This is a genomic window from Sphingopyxis chilensis, assembly GCF_035930445.1.
Lineage (GTDB): Bacteria > Pseudomonadota > Alphaproteobacteria > Sphingomonadales > Sphingomonadaceae > Sphingopyxis > Sphingopyxis chilensis.
Genome location: NZ_CP142394.1, coordinates 754,051 through 769,251 on the forward strand (window position 1 = coordinate 754,051; position 15,201 = coordinate 769,251).

The 15,201-nt window shown below is 64.1% G+C and carries 16 protein-coding genes; 10 read left to right on the plus strand and 6 right to left on the minus strand.

The genetic code is table 11. The features are described 5' to 3' along the window. Positions 1 to 9 precede the first annotated feature (9 nt). A complete protein-coding gene (locus tag VSX79_RS03450) occupies positions 10 to 1,656 on the minus strand; it encodes an acetolactate synthase large subunit (RefSeq protein ID WP_179499799.1) in 1,647 nt (548 codons plus the stop codon). 275 nt (positions 1,657 to 1,931) lie between these two features. On the opposite strand from VSX79_RS03450, the gene VSX79_RS03455 reads away from it, so the two are divergent. Next, positions 1,932 to 2,504, plus strand: a complete 573-nt coding sequence (locus tag VSX79_RS03455; RefSeq protein WP_179499800.1) for a hypothetical protein — start codon at positions 1,932 to 1,934, stop codon at positions 2,502 to 2,504. Positions 2,505 to 2,553: 49 nt separating this feature from the next. Here the strand turns inward: VSX79_RS03455 and cobT are convergent, their stop codons facing one another. Continuing rightward, complete coding sequence (cobT, locus tag VSX79_RS03460; RefSeq protein ID WP_179499801.1) at positions 2,554 to 4,377, minus strand: cobaltochelatase subunit CobT; 1,824 nt, start codon at positions 4,375 to 4,377, stop codon at positions 2,554 to 2,556. A 218-nt stretch (positions 4,378 to 4,595) separates the two neighbouring features. Here cobT and VSX79_RS03465 point away from each other — a divergent pair, with 218 nt between their 5' ends. Together VSX79_RS03465 and VSX79_RS03470 are read left to right on the plus strand one after the other, a co-directional pair. Next, on the plus strand, positions 4,596 to 5,792 hold the full coding sequence (locus VSX79_RS03465) for an MFS transporter (protein WP_326914417.1): 1,197 nt from the start codon (positions 4,596 to 4,598) through the stop codon (positions 5,790 to 5,792). Further along, positions 5,789 to 5,920: a hypothetical protein gene (locus VSX79_RS03470; RefSeq protein ID WP_257018396.1), complete on the plus strand. Its 132-nt coding sequence runs from the start codon at positions 5,789 to 5,791 to the stop codon at positions 5,918 to 5,920. Before VSX79_RS03465 ends, VSX79_RS03470 begins: the two co-directional genes overlap by 4 nt. Positions 5,921 to 5,924: 4 nt before the next feature. Here the strand turns inward: VSX79_RS03470 and VSX79_RS03475 are convergent, their stop codons facing one another. From VSX79_RS03475 to VSX79_RS03490, 4 genes are all read right to left on the minus strand, one after another. Then, a complete protein-coding gene (locus VSX79_RS03475; RefSeq protein ID WP_326914418.1) occupies positions 5,925 to 7,124 on the minus strand; it encodes an alpha/beta hydrolase in 1,200 nt (399 codons plus the stop codon). Next, positions 7,121 to 8,110, minus strand: coding sequence for a cobaltochelatase subunit CobS (gene cobS / locus VSX79_RS03480; RefSeq protein WP_326914419.1), 990 nt, complete (start codon positions 8,108 to 8,110; stop codon positions 7,121 to 7,123). The genes VSX79_RS03475 and cobS overlap by 4 nt, the downstream gene beginning before the upstream one ends. 91 nt (positions 8,111 to 8,201) lie before the next feature. After that, positions 8,202 to 8,639 (minus strand): ester cyclase, encoded by a 438-nt coding sequence (locus VSX79_RS03485; RefSeq protein ID WP_326914420.1) that lies wholly within the window; start codon positions 8,637 to 8,639, stop codon positions 8,202 to 8,204. A gap of 10 nt (positions 8,640 to 8,649) precedes the next feature. Then, positions 8,650 to 9,243: a J domain-containing protein gene (locus tag VSX79_RS03490; protein ID WP_326914421.1), complete on the minus strand. Its 594-nt coding sequence runs from the start codon at positions 9,241 to 9,243 to the stop codon at positions 8,650 to 8,652. A gap of 81 nt (positions 9,244 to 9,324) precedes the next feature. Here VSX79_RS03490 and VSX79_RS03495 point away from each other — a divergent pair, with 81 nt between their 5' ends. From VSX79_RS03495 to VSX79_RS03525, 7 genes are all read left to right on the plus strand, one after another. After that, positions 9,325 to 9,603, plus strand: a complete 279-nt coding sequence (locus tag VSX79_RS03495; RefSeq protein ID WP_407697246.1) for a BolA family protein — start codon at positions 9,325 to 9,327, stop codon at positions 9,601 to 9,603. 2 nt (positions 9,604 to 9,605) lie between these two features. After that, positions 9,606 to 9,974 carry a cupin domain-containing protein gene (locus VSX79_RS03500; protein WP_326914422.1) on the plus strand — a complete coding sequence of 123 codons (369 nt, stop codon included), beginning with the start codon at positions 9,606 to 9,608 and terminating at the stop codon, positions 9,972 to 9,974. Further along, a complete protein-coding gene (locus tag VSX79_RS03505; RefSeq protein ID WP_326914423.1) occupies positions 9,974 to 10,858 on the plus strand; it encodes a pirin family protein in 885 nt (294 codons plus the stop codon). Before VSX79_RS03500 ends, VSX79_RS03505 begins: the two co-directional genes overlap by 1 nt. Positions 10,859 to 10,932: 74 nt before the next feature. Next, on the plus strand, positions 10,933 to 11,292 hold the full coding sequence (locus VSX79_RS03510; RefSeq protein WP_326914424.1) for a hypothetical protein: 360 nt from the start codon (positions 10,933 to 10,935) through the stop codon (positions 11,290 to 11,292). Positions 11,293 to 11,395: 103 nt separating this feature from the next. After that, on the plus strand, positions 11,396 to 12,307 hold the full coding sequence (gene dmeF, locus VSX79_RS03515; protein WP_326914425.1) for a CDF family Co(II)/Ni(II) efflux transporter DmeF: 912 nt from the start codon (positions 11,396 to 11,398) through the stop codon (positions 12,305 to 12,307). A 134-nt stretch (positions 12,308 to 12,441) separates the two neighbouring features. Next, complete coding sequence (locus VSX79_RS03520) at positions 12,442 to 13,065, plus strand: DJ-1/PfpI family protein (RefSeq protein ID WP_179499811.1); 624 nt, start codon at positions 12,442 to 12,444, stop codon at positions 13,063 to 13,065. Positions 13,066 to 13,145: 80 nt separating this feature from the next. Next, complete coding sequence (locus VSX79_RS03525) at positions 13,146 to 15,161, plus strand: GMC family oxidoreductase N-terminal domain-containing protein (RefSeq protein WP_326914426.1); 2,016 nt, start codon at positions 13,146 to 13,148, stop codon at positions 15,159 to 15,161. Positions 15,162 to 15,201: the final 40 nt, after the last annotated feature.

Genomic DNA, 15,201 nt, shown 5'->3' on the forward strand with positions numbered 1-15,201 from the left:
TGGAAGCCTTTACAGCTCCTTCGACAATCGCTTGATATCATTGTTCAAAATCTGGTCATTCTCCGAATAATCGACCGGGCAGTCGATCAGGTGCACCCCCGGAGTATCGCGCGTATGCGTGAGAAGTTCCTTCAGATGCGCCGCGCTTTCGACGCGGTGGCCGCTGGCTCCATAAGCCTCGGCATATTTGACGAAGTCGGGGTTGCCATAGGTCAGCCCCCAATCCTTGAAGCCCATGTTCGCCTGTTTCCAGCGGATCATGCCATAGCTGTTGTCGTTGAGGATCAGCACGGTGATGTTGAGGCCGAGGCGCACCGCGGTCTCCATCTCCTGACTGTTCATCATGAAGCCGCCGTCGCCGCAGATCGCCATGACTTTGCGCCCCGGATAGACCATCGCCGACATCATCGCGGACGGCAGCCCCGCGCCCATCGTCGCGAGCGCATTGTCGAGCAGCACCGTGTTCGGCTTGCACGCGGTATAGCCGCGCGCGAACCAGATCTTGTAGACGCCATTGTCGAGGCAGATGATCCCGTCGTCGGGCATCGCATCGCGAACCGACTGCACCAGGTGCGGCGGAAAGATGGGGAAACGCTCGTCCTTCGCCAGCGACGCGGTATGCTCGACCTCGGCCTTGCGATAGGCGAGCAGGTGATCGAACTTCCACCCGCCGTTGGGGACGATGTCCTCCTTCATCTGCCAGACCGCGTTGGCGATGTCGCCGATCACCTCGATGTCGGGGAAATAGACGGGATCGACCTCGGCGGTCTTGGTCGACACATGGATCACCGTCGGGCCGCCGCGCTGCATGAAGAAGGGCGGCTTTTCGATCACATCGTGACCAAGATTGACGATGCAGTCGGACGCCTCGACCGCGCGGTGGACGAAATCGCCCGCGCTCAATGCTGCGCAGCCGAGGAATTTCGGGTGCCGCTCATCGATCACGCCCTTGCCGAGCTGCGTCGTCAGGAAGGGTATGCCGGTCTTTTCGATGAATTGCAGCAGCATCCGGCTCGTCATCGTGCGGTTCGCGCCCGCGCCGATCACCAGCACCGGCGACTTCGCATTTTCGAGCGCCTTCACCGCCTCGCGGATCGATTTGGAATCGGCGTTGGGGCGGCGTGAATGGCTGCGCTTCAACGGGGTCGAGTCGGTATGCTCGTCGGCGATATCCTCGGGCAGCTCGATATGCACCGCGCCGGGCTTTTCCTCTTCGGCGAGGCGGAAGGCTTCGCGCACGCGGCTCGGGATATTGTCCGACGACGCCATCTGGTGCGTATATTTGGTGATCGGCCCCATCATCGCGACGACGTCGAGAATCTGGAAGCGGCCTTGCTTCGATTTCTTGATCGGCTTTTGCCCGGTGATCATCATCATCGGCATGCCGCCCAATTGCGCATAGGCCGCCGCGGTAACGAAGTTCGTCGCGCCCGGCCCGAGCGTCGCAAGGCATACGCCGGTCTTGCCGGTATGGCGTCCGTATGTGGCGGCCATGAAGCCCGCGCCCTGCTCGTGCCGGGTCAGGATCAGCTTGATCTTGGTCGAGCGCGAAAGGCTGTCGAGGAAATCGAGATTTTCCTCGCCCGGAACGCCGAAAATATATTCGACGCCTTCTTCTTCCAGGCACTCGATGAACAGGTCGGATGCTTTTTTCATGCTAAAATCGCCCCCTCAGCCGCGCACCCCATCGGTGCGGCCTCACGTCATGCCGGCGACCTTCAGCATATATTTCGGCGCATTGGCTCTCGTCTTGGGCCGCGAGTCCCTGTTGCACCGGGAAGGGTTTGTAACGAGGGGGAAAGGGGTTGTCATCCGGCGATGCACCCTCGGGTTTCGGGCGGCATCGCCGCCTTTCGTAAAATGGTTGCAAAGCATGAATTCGATCCTATCCAGTCAACGCAGGGGAAAGCCAATTTCAAAGGGGGGTTTGAATGCGTAAAGTGGCATTGGTCGTGCTGGGCGCGACGATGATGATGACGTCTGCTGCAGTATCGGCAAAGGAAAAAGAACCGAAGCCGGTAGAACTGAGCGAGGTGCAGCTGGACGCGCTGCAAAAACGCGAAATCCAGGGGGGTGTCGACATCGTTTTCCGTTCATCCATATCTGCGCTGCAGGAGATGGGTTACGTCAACATCAACGCAAGCAAGGATGCGGGAACAATAACGGCAGAGACCGATGCGAAATCAAAGCTGGTCTATAATATATTCTGGGGGTTTGGTAAGAAGAAACTGACCCAGGTCGCGTCCATATTCGTCGAGCCAATCTCGCCCGCGCTGACCCGTATGTCGATCAAACTGCAGACGGTCGAAGCCAAGGCGCGCATGGGATCCTCCTATTCGGACGGAAAGCCCGTGGCGTTTGCCGAGCCCTATAATGCCTTCCATGCCGAGTTCGACAAGGCGCTGGCTGTGCGGATGGCCGAGACGACGCCGGTAGCTCCGATCGCGCCCGCGGCGGAACCGGTCGCCACCGCCGCCGCGATCCCGGTCGAGCCGGCAAACTGAGAATTCGTGATCTTGTCCGGGCGCGCCGCATCGCGTGCCCGGTCGCCCCTCAATCGATATCGAACAGCCCTGCCAATTGCTCGACCATCGTCCCGCCCAATTGTTCGGCGTCCATGATCGTCACCGCGCGGCTGTAATAACGCGTCACGTCGTGCCCGATGCCGATCGCGCACAGCTCGACCGGCGAGCGGTTTTCGATCCATTCGATCACCTGGCGAAGGTGCTGATCCAGATAGGCGCCGTGGTTCACCGACAGCGTGCTGTCGTCGACCGGCGCGCCGTCGCTGATCACCATCAGGATGCGGCGTTCCTCGGGGCGATTGATGATGCGATGGTGCGCCCACATCAGCGCCTCGCCGTCGATATTCTCTTTCAGCAGCCCCTCGCGCATCATCAACCCCAGAGACTTGCGCGCGCGGCGATAGGGCTCGTCCGCCGGCTTGTAGATGATGTGCCTGAGGTCATTGAGGCGGCCGGGGTGCGCAGGGCGCCCCGCGGCTAGCCAGTCCTCGCGGCTCTGCCCGCCCTTCCACGTCCGCGTGGTAAAGCCGAGGATTTCGGTCTTCACGCCGCAGCGTTCGAGCGTGCGCGCGAGGATGTCGGCGCTGATCGCGGCGATGCTGATCGGCCGCCCGCGCATCGACCCCGAATTATCGATGAGTAGGGTGACGACGGTATCGCGGAAATCGGTATCGCGCTCGATCTTGTAGGAGAGCGACTGGCCCGGCGAGACGATGACGCGCGCAAGCCGTGCGGCGTCGAGCTGGCCTTCCTCCTGGTCGAAATCCCACGCGCGGTTCTGCTGCGCCATCAACCGGCGCTGGAGGCGGTTCGCGAGTTTGGTCACCGCGCCCTGCAGATGCGTCATCTGCTGGTCGAGATAGGCGCGCAGGCGGGTGAGTTCATCGGCATCGCACAGCTCGGTCGCGGCGACGATCTCGTCATGCTTTTCGGTGAAGCGCAGATAGTTGAAATCGGGAATGTCGCTCGGCAGGCGGTTGGGACGCACCGGCAGCATCCCCTCGTCGCCTTCGCCGCCCATTTCGGGTTCGCCGTCGGCCTCCATTTCCTGTGCGTCGGGGTCGCTGTCGCCGTCGTCGGCCTGATCGCCCGCCATTTCGGCGCGCGCATCGACCTGGCTTTCGCCGGCGCCGCCGTCTTCGCTTTCCTGCTCTTCCTGGCTCTCTTCGGCCTCGCTCTCATCCTGCTCGCCGCCGTCCTCGCTGCCCTCCTCGAGCGGCTCGTCGCTCTGAATGAGGTCGAGGTGGCGCAGCGCCAGTTTCGCGGTTTCGGCAAAGGCCGCCTGATCGTCGAGCAGCATCGACAGCGCGGTGAGGTCGCCGCCCGCCTCGTTGGTGATCCATTCGCGCACAAGCGAAAGGCCGGTTTCGGTCCCCTGCGGCGCCTGCTCGCCGGTCAGCGCCTCGCGCAGCATCAGTTCGAGCGCGCTCGAAATGGGTACGTCTTCACGATTCTGGGCCCGGCTGATCGGATCGCTACGCATCCGCATCGCGAGGCTGGCCGCCAGATTGCCGCGCATCCCGTTCATATGCCGCGCGCCCAGCGCCTCGACGCGCGCGCGCTCCATCGCGTCGAAGGCCGCGGCGGCGACGGGTTCGGCGGGGCGGGCGGCATTATGGATCTTGTCGCTGTGATGCTTCATCCGCAGCGCATAAGCGTCCGCGAAACCTCGCGCCTCGGCGACCTGGTCGGCGGGCAATGTGCGCGACGGCGTCGGCACCTTGATCGCCTTGCCGACCTGCGCCGGCGCGTCGGCGGTGAAGCCGACCTCGACCTCGGCATCGCGCGTCACCGCGCGCGCGACGCTCGACAGCGCGGCCTTGAAATCGTCGAGGGGAGTGGAGGCAGACATTTCGAATCGGCTCTAACCGGCTTTGGGTGCCGAAGGAAATCCCTTTCATCGTCACCCCGGGCTTGATTGGGGTTCCATGGCTTCACCGGCGGAAATGGGCCCCGGATCAAGTCCGCGGTGACGAAAGTGGGTGTAGGCCGGGGCATAGCTAAGCTCGCTTGACGCCAAGCGAAGGCGGGAGCATCCGGCGCAATATGAGCTCCCTCGCACTTTTCCCCATGAAACGCCCCTGGGTCGTCATCGCCTGCGCGGCCTTCATCGTCACCTTGGCAATGGGCGTGCGCCAGTCGTTCGGCCTGTTCCTGCCGCAAATGAGCGTCGATATCGGCATCAGCCGCTCTGACTTCGGCCTCGCGATGGCGCTCCAGAACCTGCTCTTCGGCCTTGTTCAGCCCTTCGTCGGCGCGCTTGCCGACAAGCATGGCGCGGGGCGCGTCGTGCTCGCGGGCGCGCTACTCTATGCGCTCGGGCTGATCGGTGCGGCCTTCGCGACCGACGCGATCGGACTCCATATCAGCTTCGGCCTGCTCATCGGCATGGCGCAGTCGGCGACGACCTTCGTCGTCGTGCTCGGCGCCGTCGGACGCGTCGTCAGCCCAGAGAAGCGCAGCGGTGCGTTCGGCATCGTCACCGCGGGCGGCTCGCTCGGCCAGTTCCTCGTCGTCCCGCTGGCGTCGATGCTGCTCGGCGACATCGGTTATCATCAGACGCTGTGGATCATGGCCGGGCTCGTCGCGCTGTGCGGGCTACTCGCGATCGGTGTCGCGGGTCGCACTGACGGCGAAGGGGGCCTGACCCTGGAAGTCGAGCAAAGCGCGCGCGAGGCGCTGCGCGAGGCGGCGGGACACCGCGGCTACTGGCTGCTCAACGCGGGCTTCTTCGTCTGCGGTTTCCATATCGCCTTTATCGCGACGCACCTGCCGGCCTATCTCGACGACAAGGGACTGGGCATCGAAATCGGCGCGCAGGTGCTCGCGCTCGTCGGGCTTTTCAACATCCTCGGTTCGTACGTGTTCGGCCGCGCGGGCGATTTGCTGCGACAGAAATATGTGCTGTCGGCGCTCTACACCGCGCGCTCGGCGGTGATCGCGCTCTTTCTCTTCCTGCCCTTGAACCATGCGAGCGCGCTCGTCTTCGCGGGCGCGATGGGCTTCCTCTGGCTGGGCACGGTGCCGCTCACCAGCGGGATCGTCGGGCGGATCTTCGGCATCCGCTACCTTTCGATGCTTTACGGCATCGTCTTTCTCAGCCACCAGCTCGGCAGCTTCTTCGGCGCGTGGATGGCGGGGCTGATCTTCGACGCTACCGGCAGCTATAATATCGCCTGGGGCTTCTCGATCGCGCTCGGGCTGTTCGCGGGGCTCGTCCACTTGCCGATCGCCGACGCGCCCGTCACACGGCTGAAGCCAGCATGAAGCTGGCGCGGCAGGACTGGGTCGCGCTCGCGCTCTTCACTCTGATCGCGCTTGGCGGGCTTTGGCTCTGGACCGGTGAGGGGCCGGTCGTCTGGCTCACCAATTTCGCGATCATGTGCGGCTTTTAGGGTCTTACTGCGGCTCTTCGACTTCGGGCGTCCGCTGGCAGATCGCATCGTCGCCATCCTTCGGCACCGTCGGATCGGGCATCAGGCGGAAGACATGCGACCACTCCGTCGCGACGCGCTCGGGCCGCGTGCGCTTGTTCGCGACCACATCGATGAAATCGCGGCACACGACGGCGCTGCGCAGGAAATTGCTGTGTCCGGTCGATCCGCGCGAGACGTCGGTCGTGTCGATCACGATCAGCCCCGGGCGTGCGACGGGATAGCAGCGTTCGGGGAGCCCCTTGGCTTTCAGCGCGGCGGCCTCGAACGGGTTGAAGCAATAGGGCGAGCCGAGCCGCGGATAGCCGTGGATCGCGCGCGATGCGGCGAGCGCCTTGTCGGCGCGCGAGACATAGGCGGTGATCCGGCGGCCCACCGCCACGCGTCGCGCCGACAACACTTCTTCCTCGATATCGCGCTCGAACGTCTCGCGGTCGATATCGGGCGAGGCGAGGATGATGTTCGAGATATTGCTGCTGTCGGCGCTGCTCGACGTGCGGTCGACATAGGCGACCGCCGGGATGACCAGCCGCGCGCCGAGCGAGTGCGAGACGACGACGATCTCCTTGACCCAGCTTTGTTCGGCAAGCGACTTCAGGAAATCGCGGAAATTGCGGACGTCGTGATACATGTTCGTCTCGTCGACGACATAGCTCAGAAATTTGCCCTGCGACGGCCAGCTATATTCGATGATCGGGCCGTCGAAGCCCGTCATCCGCGCGATCTGCGCGGCGTCCTTCGACGTCGTCGAAAAATTCTCGCGGTAACCGTGGACATAGAGCAATACGCGCCCTTGCCTGCGGTCGGTTTCGGCCTGCAGCGCGCGCCACCAGTCGGCCGAGGTCTGGAAGGCGAGCGGGGGCAGGAAGCGCTTCTTCTTGCCTACCATGACGTCGCGCGGCGCATCGAAGCGCCCGTAACGTATCTGGTCGCCCCGATGACGAAGCAGCTCGATCTCGCTCGTGCGGCAGTCGGGCAGGCGGCTCGTGGCGAAGAAATAGGGTAGCGCGGCGTCATCGACCGCCGTGCCGGACTGCGCGGTGCAGCGCGGGTCGGCGACATAGTCGGCGTGGCGGATCTTGCCATAATCGACCGCCGCGATGCTGCACCCCGACAGCGTCAGCGCGGCGCCGAACGCCACCGTCAGGTGGCGCAGCCGCATCATTTGCCGATCACGCTCTCGGGCAGGTCTTCGCCGAACACGCGCTGATAATATTCGGCGACGATCATCCGTTCGGCCTCGTCGCACTTGTTGAGGAACGAGAGGCGGAACGCGAAACCGATATTGTTGAAGATCGCGGTGTTCTGCGCCCAGCTGATCACGGTGCGGGGCGACATCACGGTCGATATATCGCCATTGATGAAACCCTGGCGCGTCAGGTCCGCGACCTTGACCATATTGGCGACGGTCGTGTCGTCGGTGTTCGGTACCTTGGCGAGGACGATCGCGCTTTCGGTCGCGGCGGGGAGGTAGTTCAGCGTGACGACGATGTTCCAGCGGTCCATCTGGCCCTGGTTGATCTGCTGCGTCCCGTGATACAGCCCGCTCGTGTCGCCGAGCCCGACGGTGTTCGCGGTCGAGAAGAGGCGGAAATAGGGGTTCGGGCGGATGACCCGGTTCTGGTCGAGCAGCGTCAGCTTGCCCTCGGTCTCGAGCACGCGCTGGATCACGAACATCACATCGGGACGCCCGGCGTCATATTCGTCGAAGACGAGCGCGGTCGGGGTCTGCAGCGCCCAGGGGAGCAGGCCTTCGCGAAATTCGGTGACCTGCTGGCCGTCGCGGAGCACGATTGCGTCGCGGCCGACCAGGTCGATACGGCTGATATGCGCGTCGAGGTTGACACGGATGCACGGCCATTTCAGCCGCGCCGCGACCTGTTCGATATGCGTCGACTTGCCGGTGCCGTGATAGCCCTGCACCATCACGCGACGGTTGTATTTGAAGCCCGCGAGGATCGCGAGCGTCGTGTCGCCGTCGAAGACATAGGCGGGGTCCAGGTCGGGGACGCGCTCGTCGGCCTCGCTGAACGCGGGCACCTTCATGTCGATATCGACCCCGAACACCTCGCGCGCGTCGATCTCGACATCGGGCGCCGAAAGGAGCGTCGAGCCGTGATGGTCGGGAAGGCTGTTCGGGATATCGGTCATGGCAAAGTCCAGCAAGCAAACGGGGAGAGTCGCCGCCGGGCGGCGCTTCGGCTGTCGCGGTATCGTCATGGGTTGCGGCTTGCAACGCCTTTCAGAGCAGACCCAGCGCCTTCATCACCGCCGACTGGTCGTAATAGGGACGTTCGCAGACAATCTTGTCGCTGCCGTTCGCGAACTCGAAGCTCGCCGCCATGCGGATGCGGAACGCCTTGCCCGTCGGTTCGATCGTCCGCACGCCAAGCTTCAGCGGGCCAAGATGCGTGCCGGTCAGCCAGAATTCGACGAGCACCGTGTTCGTCGCGGCGTCGGCGGCGATCGCGATGACCTCGTTCGCCTGGTCCGGAAAGGGCTCGCGCGAGGACGCGAAATAGGATCTGACCGCCGCCTCGCCGTCGAAGATCGTCCCGGGGCCCATCAGTTCGTAACGCGGATGGTCGAAGGTCGCGAGAACACCGTCCCAATCGTGCGTGATCTCAAGCGCCATGTGGCGGCGCACCACCGCGATCCGTGCTTCATCCAGGTCGGTCATCGCGCCTCTCCTATGCGAACGCCTTGCTCTTCCTCAGCAGTTGATAGGCCCCCACTACCTGACCCAGACGGGTTTCGAAACTGCGATCGCCGCCATTCCGGTCGGGATGATATTTGCGCACCAACTCGCTGTAGCGGCGTCGCAGCGCCGCGCGGTCGGCGTCGGCGGGAAGCGCCATCAACTGCATCGCGTCCTGCTCGTCGCGCGACAGGCCGGGATTGGCCGCCTCGCGCCGCGCCGCGTCCATGCGTTGCCGGAACCGCGCACCGAGCGCGTCCATCGGATCCTTGAAATCGGCCCAGCGCGGCGGCAGGTCGGCGCTGCCCGCAGGGCGAAATGCGCGACTTTCGGTCTCCCACCCGGCGGTCGGCGATTGCGCCGCCATGATCTGGTCGGCGCTCATGCCTTCGAAGAAATTATAGCCGGCGTTGAATTCGCGCACATGGTCGAGGCACAGCCAGCGATAGGGCGGCGGGCCGTCGGCCGAGCGGTGCGACGATACGGGTGCGCGAAACTCGCCGGCTTCGCGGCAGCCGGGTGCGGCGCAGCGTTCCTCGCGGGGGACGCGACCATGGAATCGGGAGGGGCGGGCGGAAGACGGCACGAGAGGCTTTCGGAATCGGAGCGGCAAGCTGATCTTTGGGAGGCCTTATAATTTGGCGACGGAGCGCTTATGGTCAACCCCATGAGCAACAAAGGCCCCGTACAGCAAGAGATGGAAAGCCTGCTCGCCGCAGCCTTTCCCGACGCAAATTTCATCCTGAGCAACGACAGCGCCAGCCATCACGGCCATGCCGGTGACGACGGCAGCGGCGAATCGCATTTCAGCCTGAGCATCGAGTGGGCCGGCTTTGCGGGAATGAACCGCGTAATGCGCCAGCGGACGGTAAACAAGGCGCTCGGCGATCTGCCGGGCCAGCGCGTCCATGCGCTGGCGATCCGCGCGACCGCGCCGGGAGAATGACGATGGCGGACAAGGTCAACCTGGCCGAAGCCTTCGCCAAAATCGCCGATGCGTGGAACCCGCGCGTCGCGGGCGACATCAATAATTTCCAGGTCAAGCTGGTGAAGCTCGACGGCAAGTTCGACTGGCATCATCATGACACCGAGGACGAGTTGTTCCTCGTCGTCGCCGGCCGGATGAAGATGGCGTTTCAGGGTCGCGACGTGATCGTCGAGCCCGGCGAATTCATCATCGTGCCGCACGGCACCGAACATTGCCCCGAGGCGCTGGACGGCGAATGTCACGTCGTCCTGCTCGAACCCAATTCGACGCGCAACACCGGCAATGTCGAAACCGAAAAGACCCGAAAGACGCTGGAAAGGCTCGATTGATGTTCACCGTCATCACCCCCTCGACCCACGACATCGGCGCGTTCGACGTGCGCCGCACGCTTCCCAACAAGGAACGGACGATGGTGGGCCCCTTCATCTTCGTCGACCAGTTCGGCCCCGCGCATTTCGACATCGGCCAAGGGATGGACGTGCGCCCGCACCCGCATATCAACCTGTCGACTTTGACCTACCTCTTCGAAGGCGCGATCGACCATCGCGACAGTCTGGGCACTTTCGCGACGATCCGCCCCGGCGCATGCAATTTGATGACCGCGGGGTGCGGCATTGTCCATTCGGAGCGCACGCCGCCGGCCGAGCGCGCGACCGGATCGGGCATCTCGGGCATGCAGACCTGGCTCGCGCTGCCCGACGGCAAGGAAGAGATCGACCCGGCGTTCGAGCATGTGCCCGTCGACAAATTGCCGCTGGTGGAAGATGGCAGCGTTTCGGCCCGGGTGATCATGGGCAGCCTGTGGGGCGTCACCGCACCGACGACGCAGCACAGCGCGACCATCTATGCGGACATATTGATGAACGCCGGCGCGAGCTTGCCCGTCGATGCCGAGGCCGACGAGCGCGCGGTGCTCGTCGCGCTCGGCGACGCGAGCCTCGATGGCGAGCTGCTCGACCGCTACAGCCTTTACATATTGAAACCCGGACAGGCGATGACGCTGCGCGCCGAAACCGACGCACGCGTGATGCTGCTCGGCGGCGAGGCGTTCACGACGCCGCGCCATGTGTGGTGGAATTTCGTGAGTTCCTCGCGTGATCGCATCAACGATGCCAAGCAGGAATGGAAGGACCGCAAATTCCCGCTCGTCCCCGGCGACAGCGAGGAGTTCATCCCGATCCCCGAGGTGCCGAAGACGGTGAGCTATCCTTAGTCGGGTTTCGACCGATTGCGGACATTGAGCGCGCCAATTAGATTTTTGCCGGATCGATTTGGAGGCACGCGGCGATGCGTAATCTGATATTAGGAATAGTTGCAGTCCTCGGCGGGTGCGCGACAGAGGATAAGGGCCGCAATTCAGAAACGGGCTGGGTGGATGCCGCTCCATATGAGGCGATATCAGCGGCCGACGCGCCAACCATCGCTGAATTGCAAGCGGCAGGTTACTTTCGAGTGGATTACTACCCCACCGGCTGTGTGTTACCCGATTGCCCTGATTGCACCTGCGATGCAACGGGTGCGGAGTTTCTCGACAAGTCCGAAACTGAACGCAACTCATACGATAAGTATGATTATGTTTGTCCTGCAATCAAGGATATCAAGCTAGAGGAATGGAGGTGTCGCCGCCAATCCAGCGTTGCCGGATGAGCTTCCCGAAGCAACGCCCGCTCTCTGCCCAAAAGCCGTCAGGTTCCATCGCCCGCGCCGCGCCCCTTGTCGAACAGGCTACGATGCGAAATAGATAGGCGGCATGTCCGAATCCGTCCCCACCCAGCATTTGCATGATTTCCTCGGCGCCGCGCATGACGAGAATGCGAAGCGCACCCTGTGGGTCGTCGCGCTGACCGCGGTGATGATGGTCGCCGAGATCGCTGCGGGTTACTGGACGGGGTCGATGGCGCTCCTCGCCGACGGTTTCCACATGGCGACCCACGCCGGGGCGCTCGGTCTTGCCGCGCTCGCCTATCGCTATGCGAAAAAGCATCGCCACGATCCGCGCTACAGCTTCGGCACCGGCAAGGTCGGCGACCTGACCGGCTTCGCTTCGGCGTTGATCCTCGGCATCTTCGCGATCGGGATCGCGGTCGAATCCTTCCTGCGCCTGATCGATCCGGTGCGCGTCGATTTCGCCAGTGCGACGCTCGTCGCCGTGCTGGGGCTTGCGGTCAATATCGTCAGCGCGCTGCTGTTGATGGGCGGGCACCATCATCACGGCCACGATCATGGGCACGACCATGATCATGCGCATCACCACCACGGCCACGACAACAATCTCCGCTCGGCCTATTTCCATGTCCTCGCCGACGCGTTGACCTCGCTGCTCGCGATCGGCGCGCTGCTCGCGGGGCGCTATCTCGGGCTCTACTGGATGGATCCGGTGATGGGCGTCGTCGGGGCGCTCGTCATCGCGCACTGGTCGTGGGGGTTGATGCGCGACACCGCCGCGATCCTGCTCGACACGAACGATGCCGAAGCCGCCGCGGCGATCCGGAGCCGCGTCGAGGCGGCGGGGGCGGTGGTCACCGACCTCCACGTCTGGCGCGTCGGGCCGGAGGCGCGCGCCGCGATCGTCGAGGTAAAGGGAGATGTGCGGTGCGAGGAATTGCGCGACCGGCTGACGGATATCGTCGCGGTCGCGCATCTGACGATCGCGCTGCGCTGATCGCTCGATACTATTGCATCGCGGCGCCATAGTCGAGGCGCGCCACCATTCGATCGCCGAAGGTTGATGATGTCATCGAAGGCGCGGTATAGGCGCGGCCCCTTTGTCCCTTCATCTTTTGCGGGAGTTTTGACGTGCAGATCGCGGTCCTGACCTTCGACGGCTTCAACGAGCTCGATTCGTTCGTCGCCGCCGCGATCCTGAACCGCCTGCGCGGCCAGGGCTGGGAGGCGCATATCACCGCGCCGACGCCGAAGGTGACTTCGATGAACGGCGTGACGATCGAACGGCAGCAACCGCTCGACTTCGCGGCAAAGGCCGATGCGGTGATCATCGGCAGCGGCATCAGGACGCGCGAGATCGCGGCCGATCCGCTGATGCTCGGCCGCATCCGGCTCGACCCCGCGCGTCAGCTCGTCGCCGCGCAATGCTCGGGAACGCTGCTGCTCGCCCGGCTCGGGCTGATCGGCGATCTTCCCGCCTGCACCGACCTCACCACCAAGCCGTGGGTGATCGAGGCGGGGGTGGAGGTGCTCGACGCGCCCTTCGTCGCGCACGGCAATGTCGCGACGGCGGGCGGCTGCCTCGCGTCGCAATATCTCTCGGCGTGGATCATCGCGCGCCTCGCCGGGACCGCGGCCGCCGAAGAGGCGCTTCACTATGTCGCGCCGGTCGGTGAGAAAGCCGATTATGTCGGGCGGGCAATGGCGGTCGTGCAGCCCTTCCTTGCGCCCGAAAAATTGGCGCGCACCGCATAGCTGGCGATCCCATACAATACAGCTTGCTCCTGGCCGCTATAACGCGGCATTTTGCGGAGCAGGACAAGGGGGGCAGGGCGATGACGGCACCGTTCAATTTCGGGCAGCGCAAATTTCTGAAGGCGTTGACCGAGGCGCTGTTCCACGAAGCCGAGATGGTGATTTCGGCCGATCAGGTCGTGACCAATGTCTGCGAGCTGTTCGAAAAGGTCGGCGGGACCAAGCTCGACGAGATCCGGCTGTCGCTGACCGCGACCGAGTTGGTGCTAGGCGGGCCCTTTTTCACCGAAAATGATGTCGCGGACCGTGTGGAGAGGCTGACCGATCGCCTCAAGAACAGCCAGATCGACCTGTTTCAGGATATGGCGCGGCTGCGCGGTATCATCTACGCCTGCTATTATGGCCATTGGCAGCCGGGACTGGAACCCGGCGACCAGGGCGCCAACGCCGCCAATCCGGTGCACCGGCAGATCGGTTTCACGCTCCCGAAGTTCCGGGCGCGCGGCAACTACGACGTCCCGCTGACGCCGGTCGTCGGGCGCGAGGTCGATCCCGCCTATATTCTCGGCGCCGACACGATCGAGGACGAATATGACGTTGTCGTCATCGGATCGGGCGCGGGAGGCGGGGTCGCCGCCCGCAATGTCGCGGCACAGGGCTATAAGGTGCTGATCGTCGAGGCAGGCCCCTTTTGCCCCACCCACGAGATCACCCATCACGAACTCGACATGATCGCGCGGCTCTACAAGCATGGCGCGCTGCAAACCTCGACCAATCGCGATTTCGTCGTGTTCCAGGGGCGCTGCGTCGGCGGATCGTCGACGATCAACAACGGGATATGCCTCCGCGTCAACGAAGCGGGACGCACGCACCCCGACGCGCCGGACGTGCTCGCCAAATGGGCGAGCATCGGCGCGCCGATCGACGCCGCCGCCTTTCATGCCAGCTATGACGCGGTGCAGGCGAGGCTCGGCATCGCGCCGATCGAGCCGCGCAGCGGGCGCCACAACGGCCCGCACCTGATCAACGGCTGGAACAACTATGCCGCAGCATCCAGCAACCCGCGCGAACAGCGCGCCATAACCGACTGGTTCGCCAAGAATTTCGGCCCTCCGAACACCGCCAACGCCTGTGCCTATTGCGGCTATTGCAACTCGGGCTGCGCCTATGGCCGCCGCATGGGGATCGCGCAGACCTATCTGCCCGAGGCGTGCCGCGATTTCGGGGCGCGGATATTGCCCGACACCAAGGCCGAGCGGATCGTCTGGCAGACCGCCTATGACGGCCGGCGCGAGGCGGAGGCGGTGAAGCTGGTCCTGCCCGACGGGTCGAAAAAGCTCGTCCGCGCGCGCGTCGGCGTCGTGGTCGCGGCGGGAACGATCGCCTCGTCGAAGCTGCTCGATCGCAGCGATATCGACCGCACCGGCTATCAGATATCGCTCAACGTCGCCTCGCCCGTCGTCGCGCTGATGCCCGAAGGGGTCGGGGGCGATGCGTGGGACGAGGATCAGATGTCGAGCTATGTCGATTGCGGCGACTATCTGCTCGAAAGCCATTTCCAGCCCCCGATGTCGATGGCGTCGCTGATGCCCGGCTGGTTCGGCGACCATGCGGACCGCATGAAGAATTTCGGCCGCGTCCATTCGGCGGGAATCCTGTTCCCGGCCGACCGGCGTGGGCGCGTGAAGAACGGCAAGCTCGAATTCCGGCTCGACCCCAGTGAAGATCTGCCGGTGCTGCGCGACGCGATGGCGACGCTCACCAAGGTCCATTTCGCCGCCGGCGCGCTCGAATGCTATCCGGCGCTGGCAAAGGGGCAGACGGTCACGCCCGACATGGATATCGACGCCTTCTTCCGCGATGCGATCCGCGAACAGGATGATGTCACCCTGTCGAGCAGCCACCCCCACGGCGGCAATGCCATCAACGAGGATCCGCAGCACGGGGTCGTCGACCTCGATTGCCGTGTCCACGAAACGACCAATGTGCTCGTCACCGATGCCAGCGTCTTTCCCAGCTGCATCCGCGTCAACGCGCAGTGGACCACGATGGCGATGGCGCAATATGCGACCGGGCGGAGCGATCCCTTCGGGTAGGGGCCCCACATCAAATCCGCTCGTGCCAAGCTTGCCGAAA

Excerpts from the sequence above, each read along its gene's own strand:
- VSX79_RS03450 (WP_179499799.1), bottom strand. The coding sequence starts at position 1,656 with ATGAAAAAAGCATCCGACCTGTTCATCGAGTGCCTGGAAGAAGAAGGC.
- VSX79_RS03455 (WP_179499800.1), top strand. The coding sequence starts at position 1,932 with ATGCGTAAAGTGGCATTGGTCGTGCTGGGCGCGACGATGATGATGACG.
- cobT (WP_179499801.1), bottom strand. The coding sequence starts at position 4,377 with ATGTCTGCCTCCACTCCCCTCGACGATTTCAAGGCCGCGCTGTCGAGC.
- VSX79_RS03465 (WP_326914417.1), top strand. The coding sequence starts at position 4,596 with ATGAAACGCCCCTGGGTCGTCATCGCCTGCGCGGCCTTCATCGTCACC.
- VSX79_RS03470 (WP_257018396.1), top strand. The coding sequence starts at position 5,789 with ATGAAGCTGGCGCGGCAGGACTGGGTCGCGCTCGCGCTCTTCACTCTG.
- VSX79_RS03475 (WP_326914418.1), bottom strand. The coding sequence starts at position 7,124 with ATGATGCGGCTGCGCCACCTGACGGTGGCGTTCGGCGCCGCGCTGACG.
- cobS (WP_326914419.1), bottom strand. The coding sequence starts at position 8,110 with ATGACCGATATCCCGAACAGCCTTCCCGACCATCACGGCTCGACGCTC.
- VSX79_RS03485 (WP_326914420.1), bottom strand. The coding sequence starts at position 8,639 with ATGACCGACCTGGATGAAGCACGGATCGCGGTGGTGCGCCGCCACATG.
- VSX79_RS03495 (WP_407697246.1), top strand. The coding sequence starts at position 9,325 with ATGAGCAACAAAGGCCCCGTACAGCAAGAGATGGAAAGCCTGCTCGCC.
- VSX79_RS03500 (WP_326914422.1), top strand. The coding sequence starts at position 9,606 with ATGGCGGACAAGGTCAACCTGGCCGAAGCCTTCGCCAAAATCGCCGAT.
- VSX79_RS03505 (WP_326914423.1), top strand. The coding sequence starts at position 9,974 with ATGTTCACCGTCATCACCCCCTCGACCCACGACATCGGCGCGTTCGAC.
- VSX79_RS03510 (WP_326914424.1), top strand. The coding sequence starts at position 10,933 with ATGCGTAATCTGATATTAGGAATAGTTGCAGTCCTCGGCGGGTGCGCG.
- dmeF (WP_326914425.1), top strand. The coding sequence starts at position 11,396 with ATGTCCGAATCCGTCCCCACCCAGCATTTGCATGATTTCCTCGGCGCC.
- VSX79_RS03525 (WP_326914426.1), top strand. The coding sequence starts at position 13,146 with ATGACGGCACCGTTCAATTTCGGGCAGCGCAAATTTCTGAAGGCGTTG.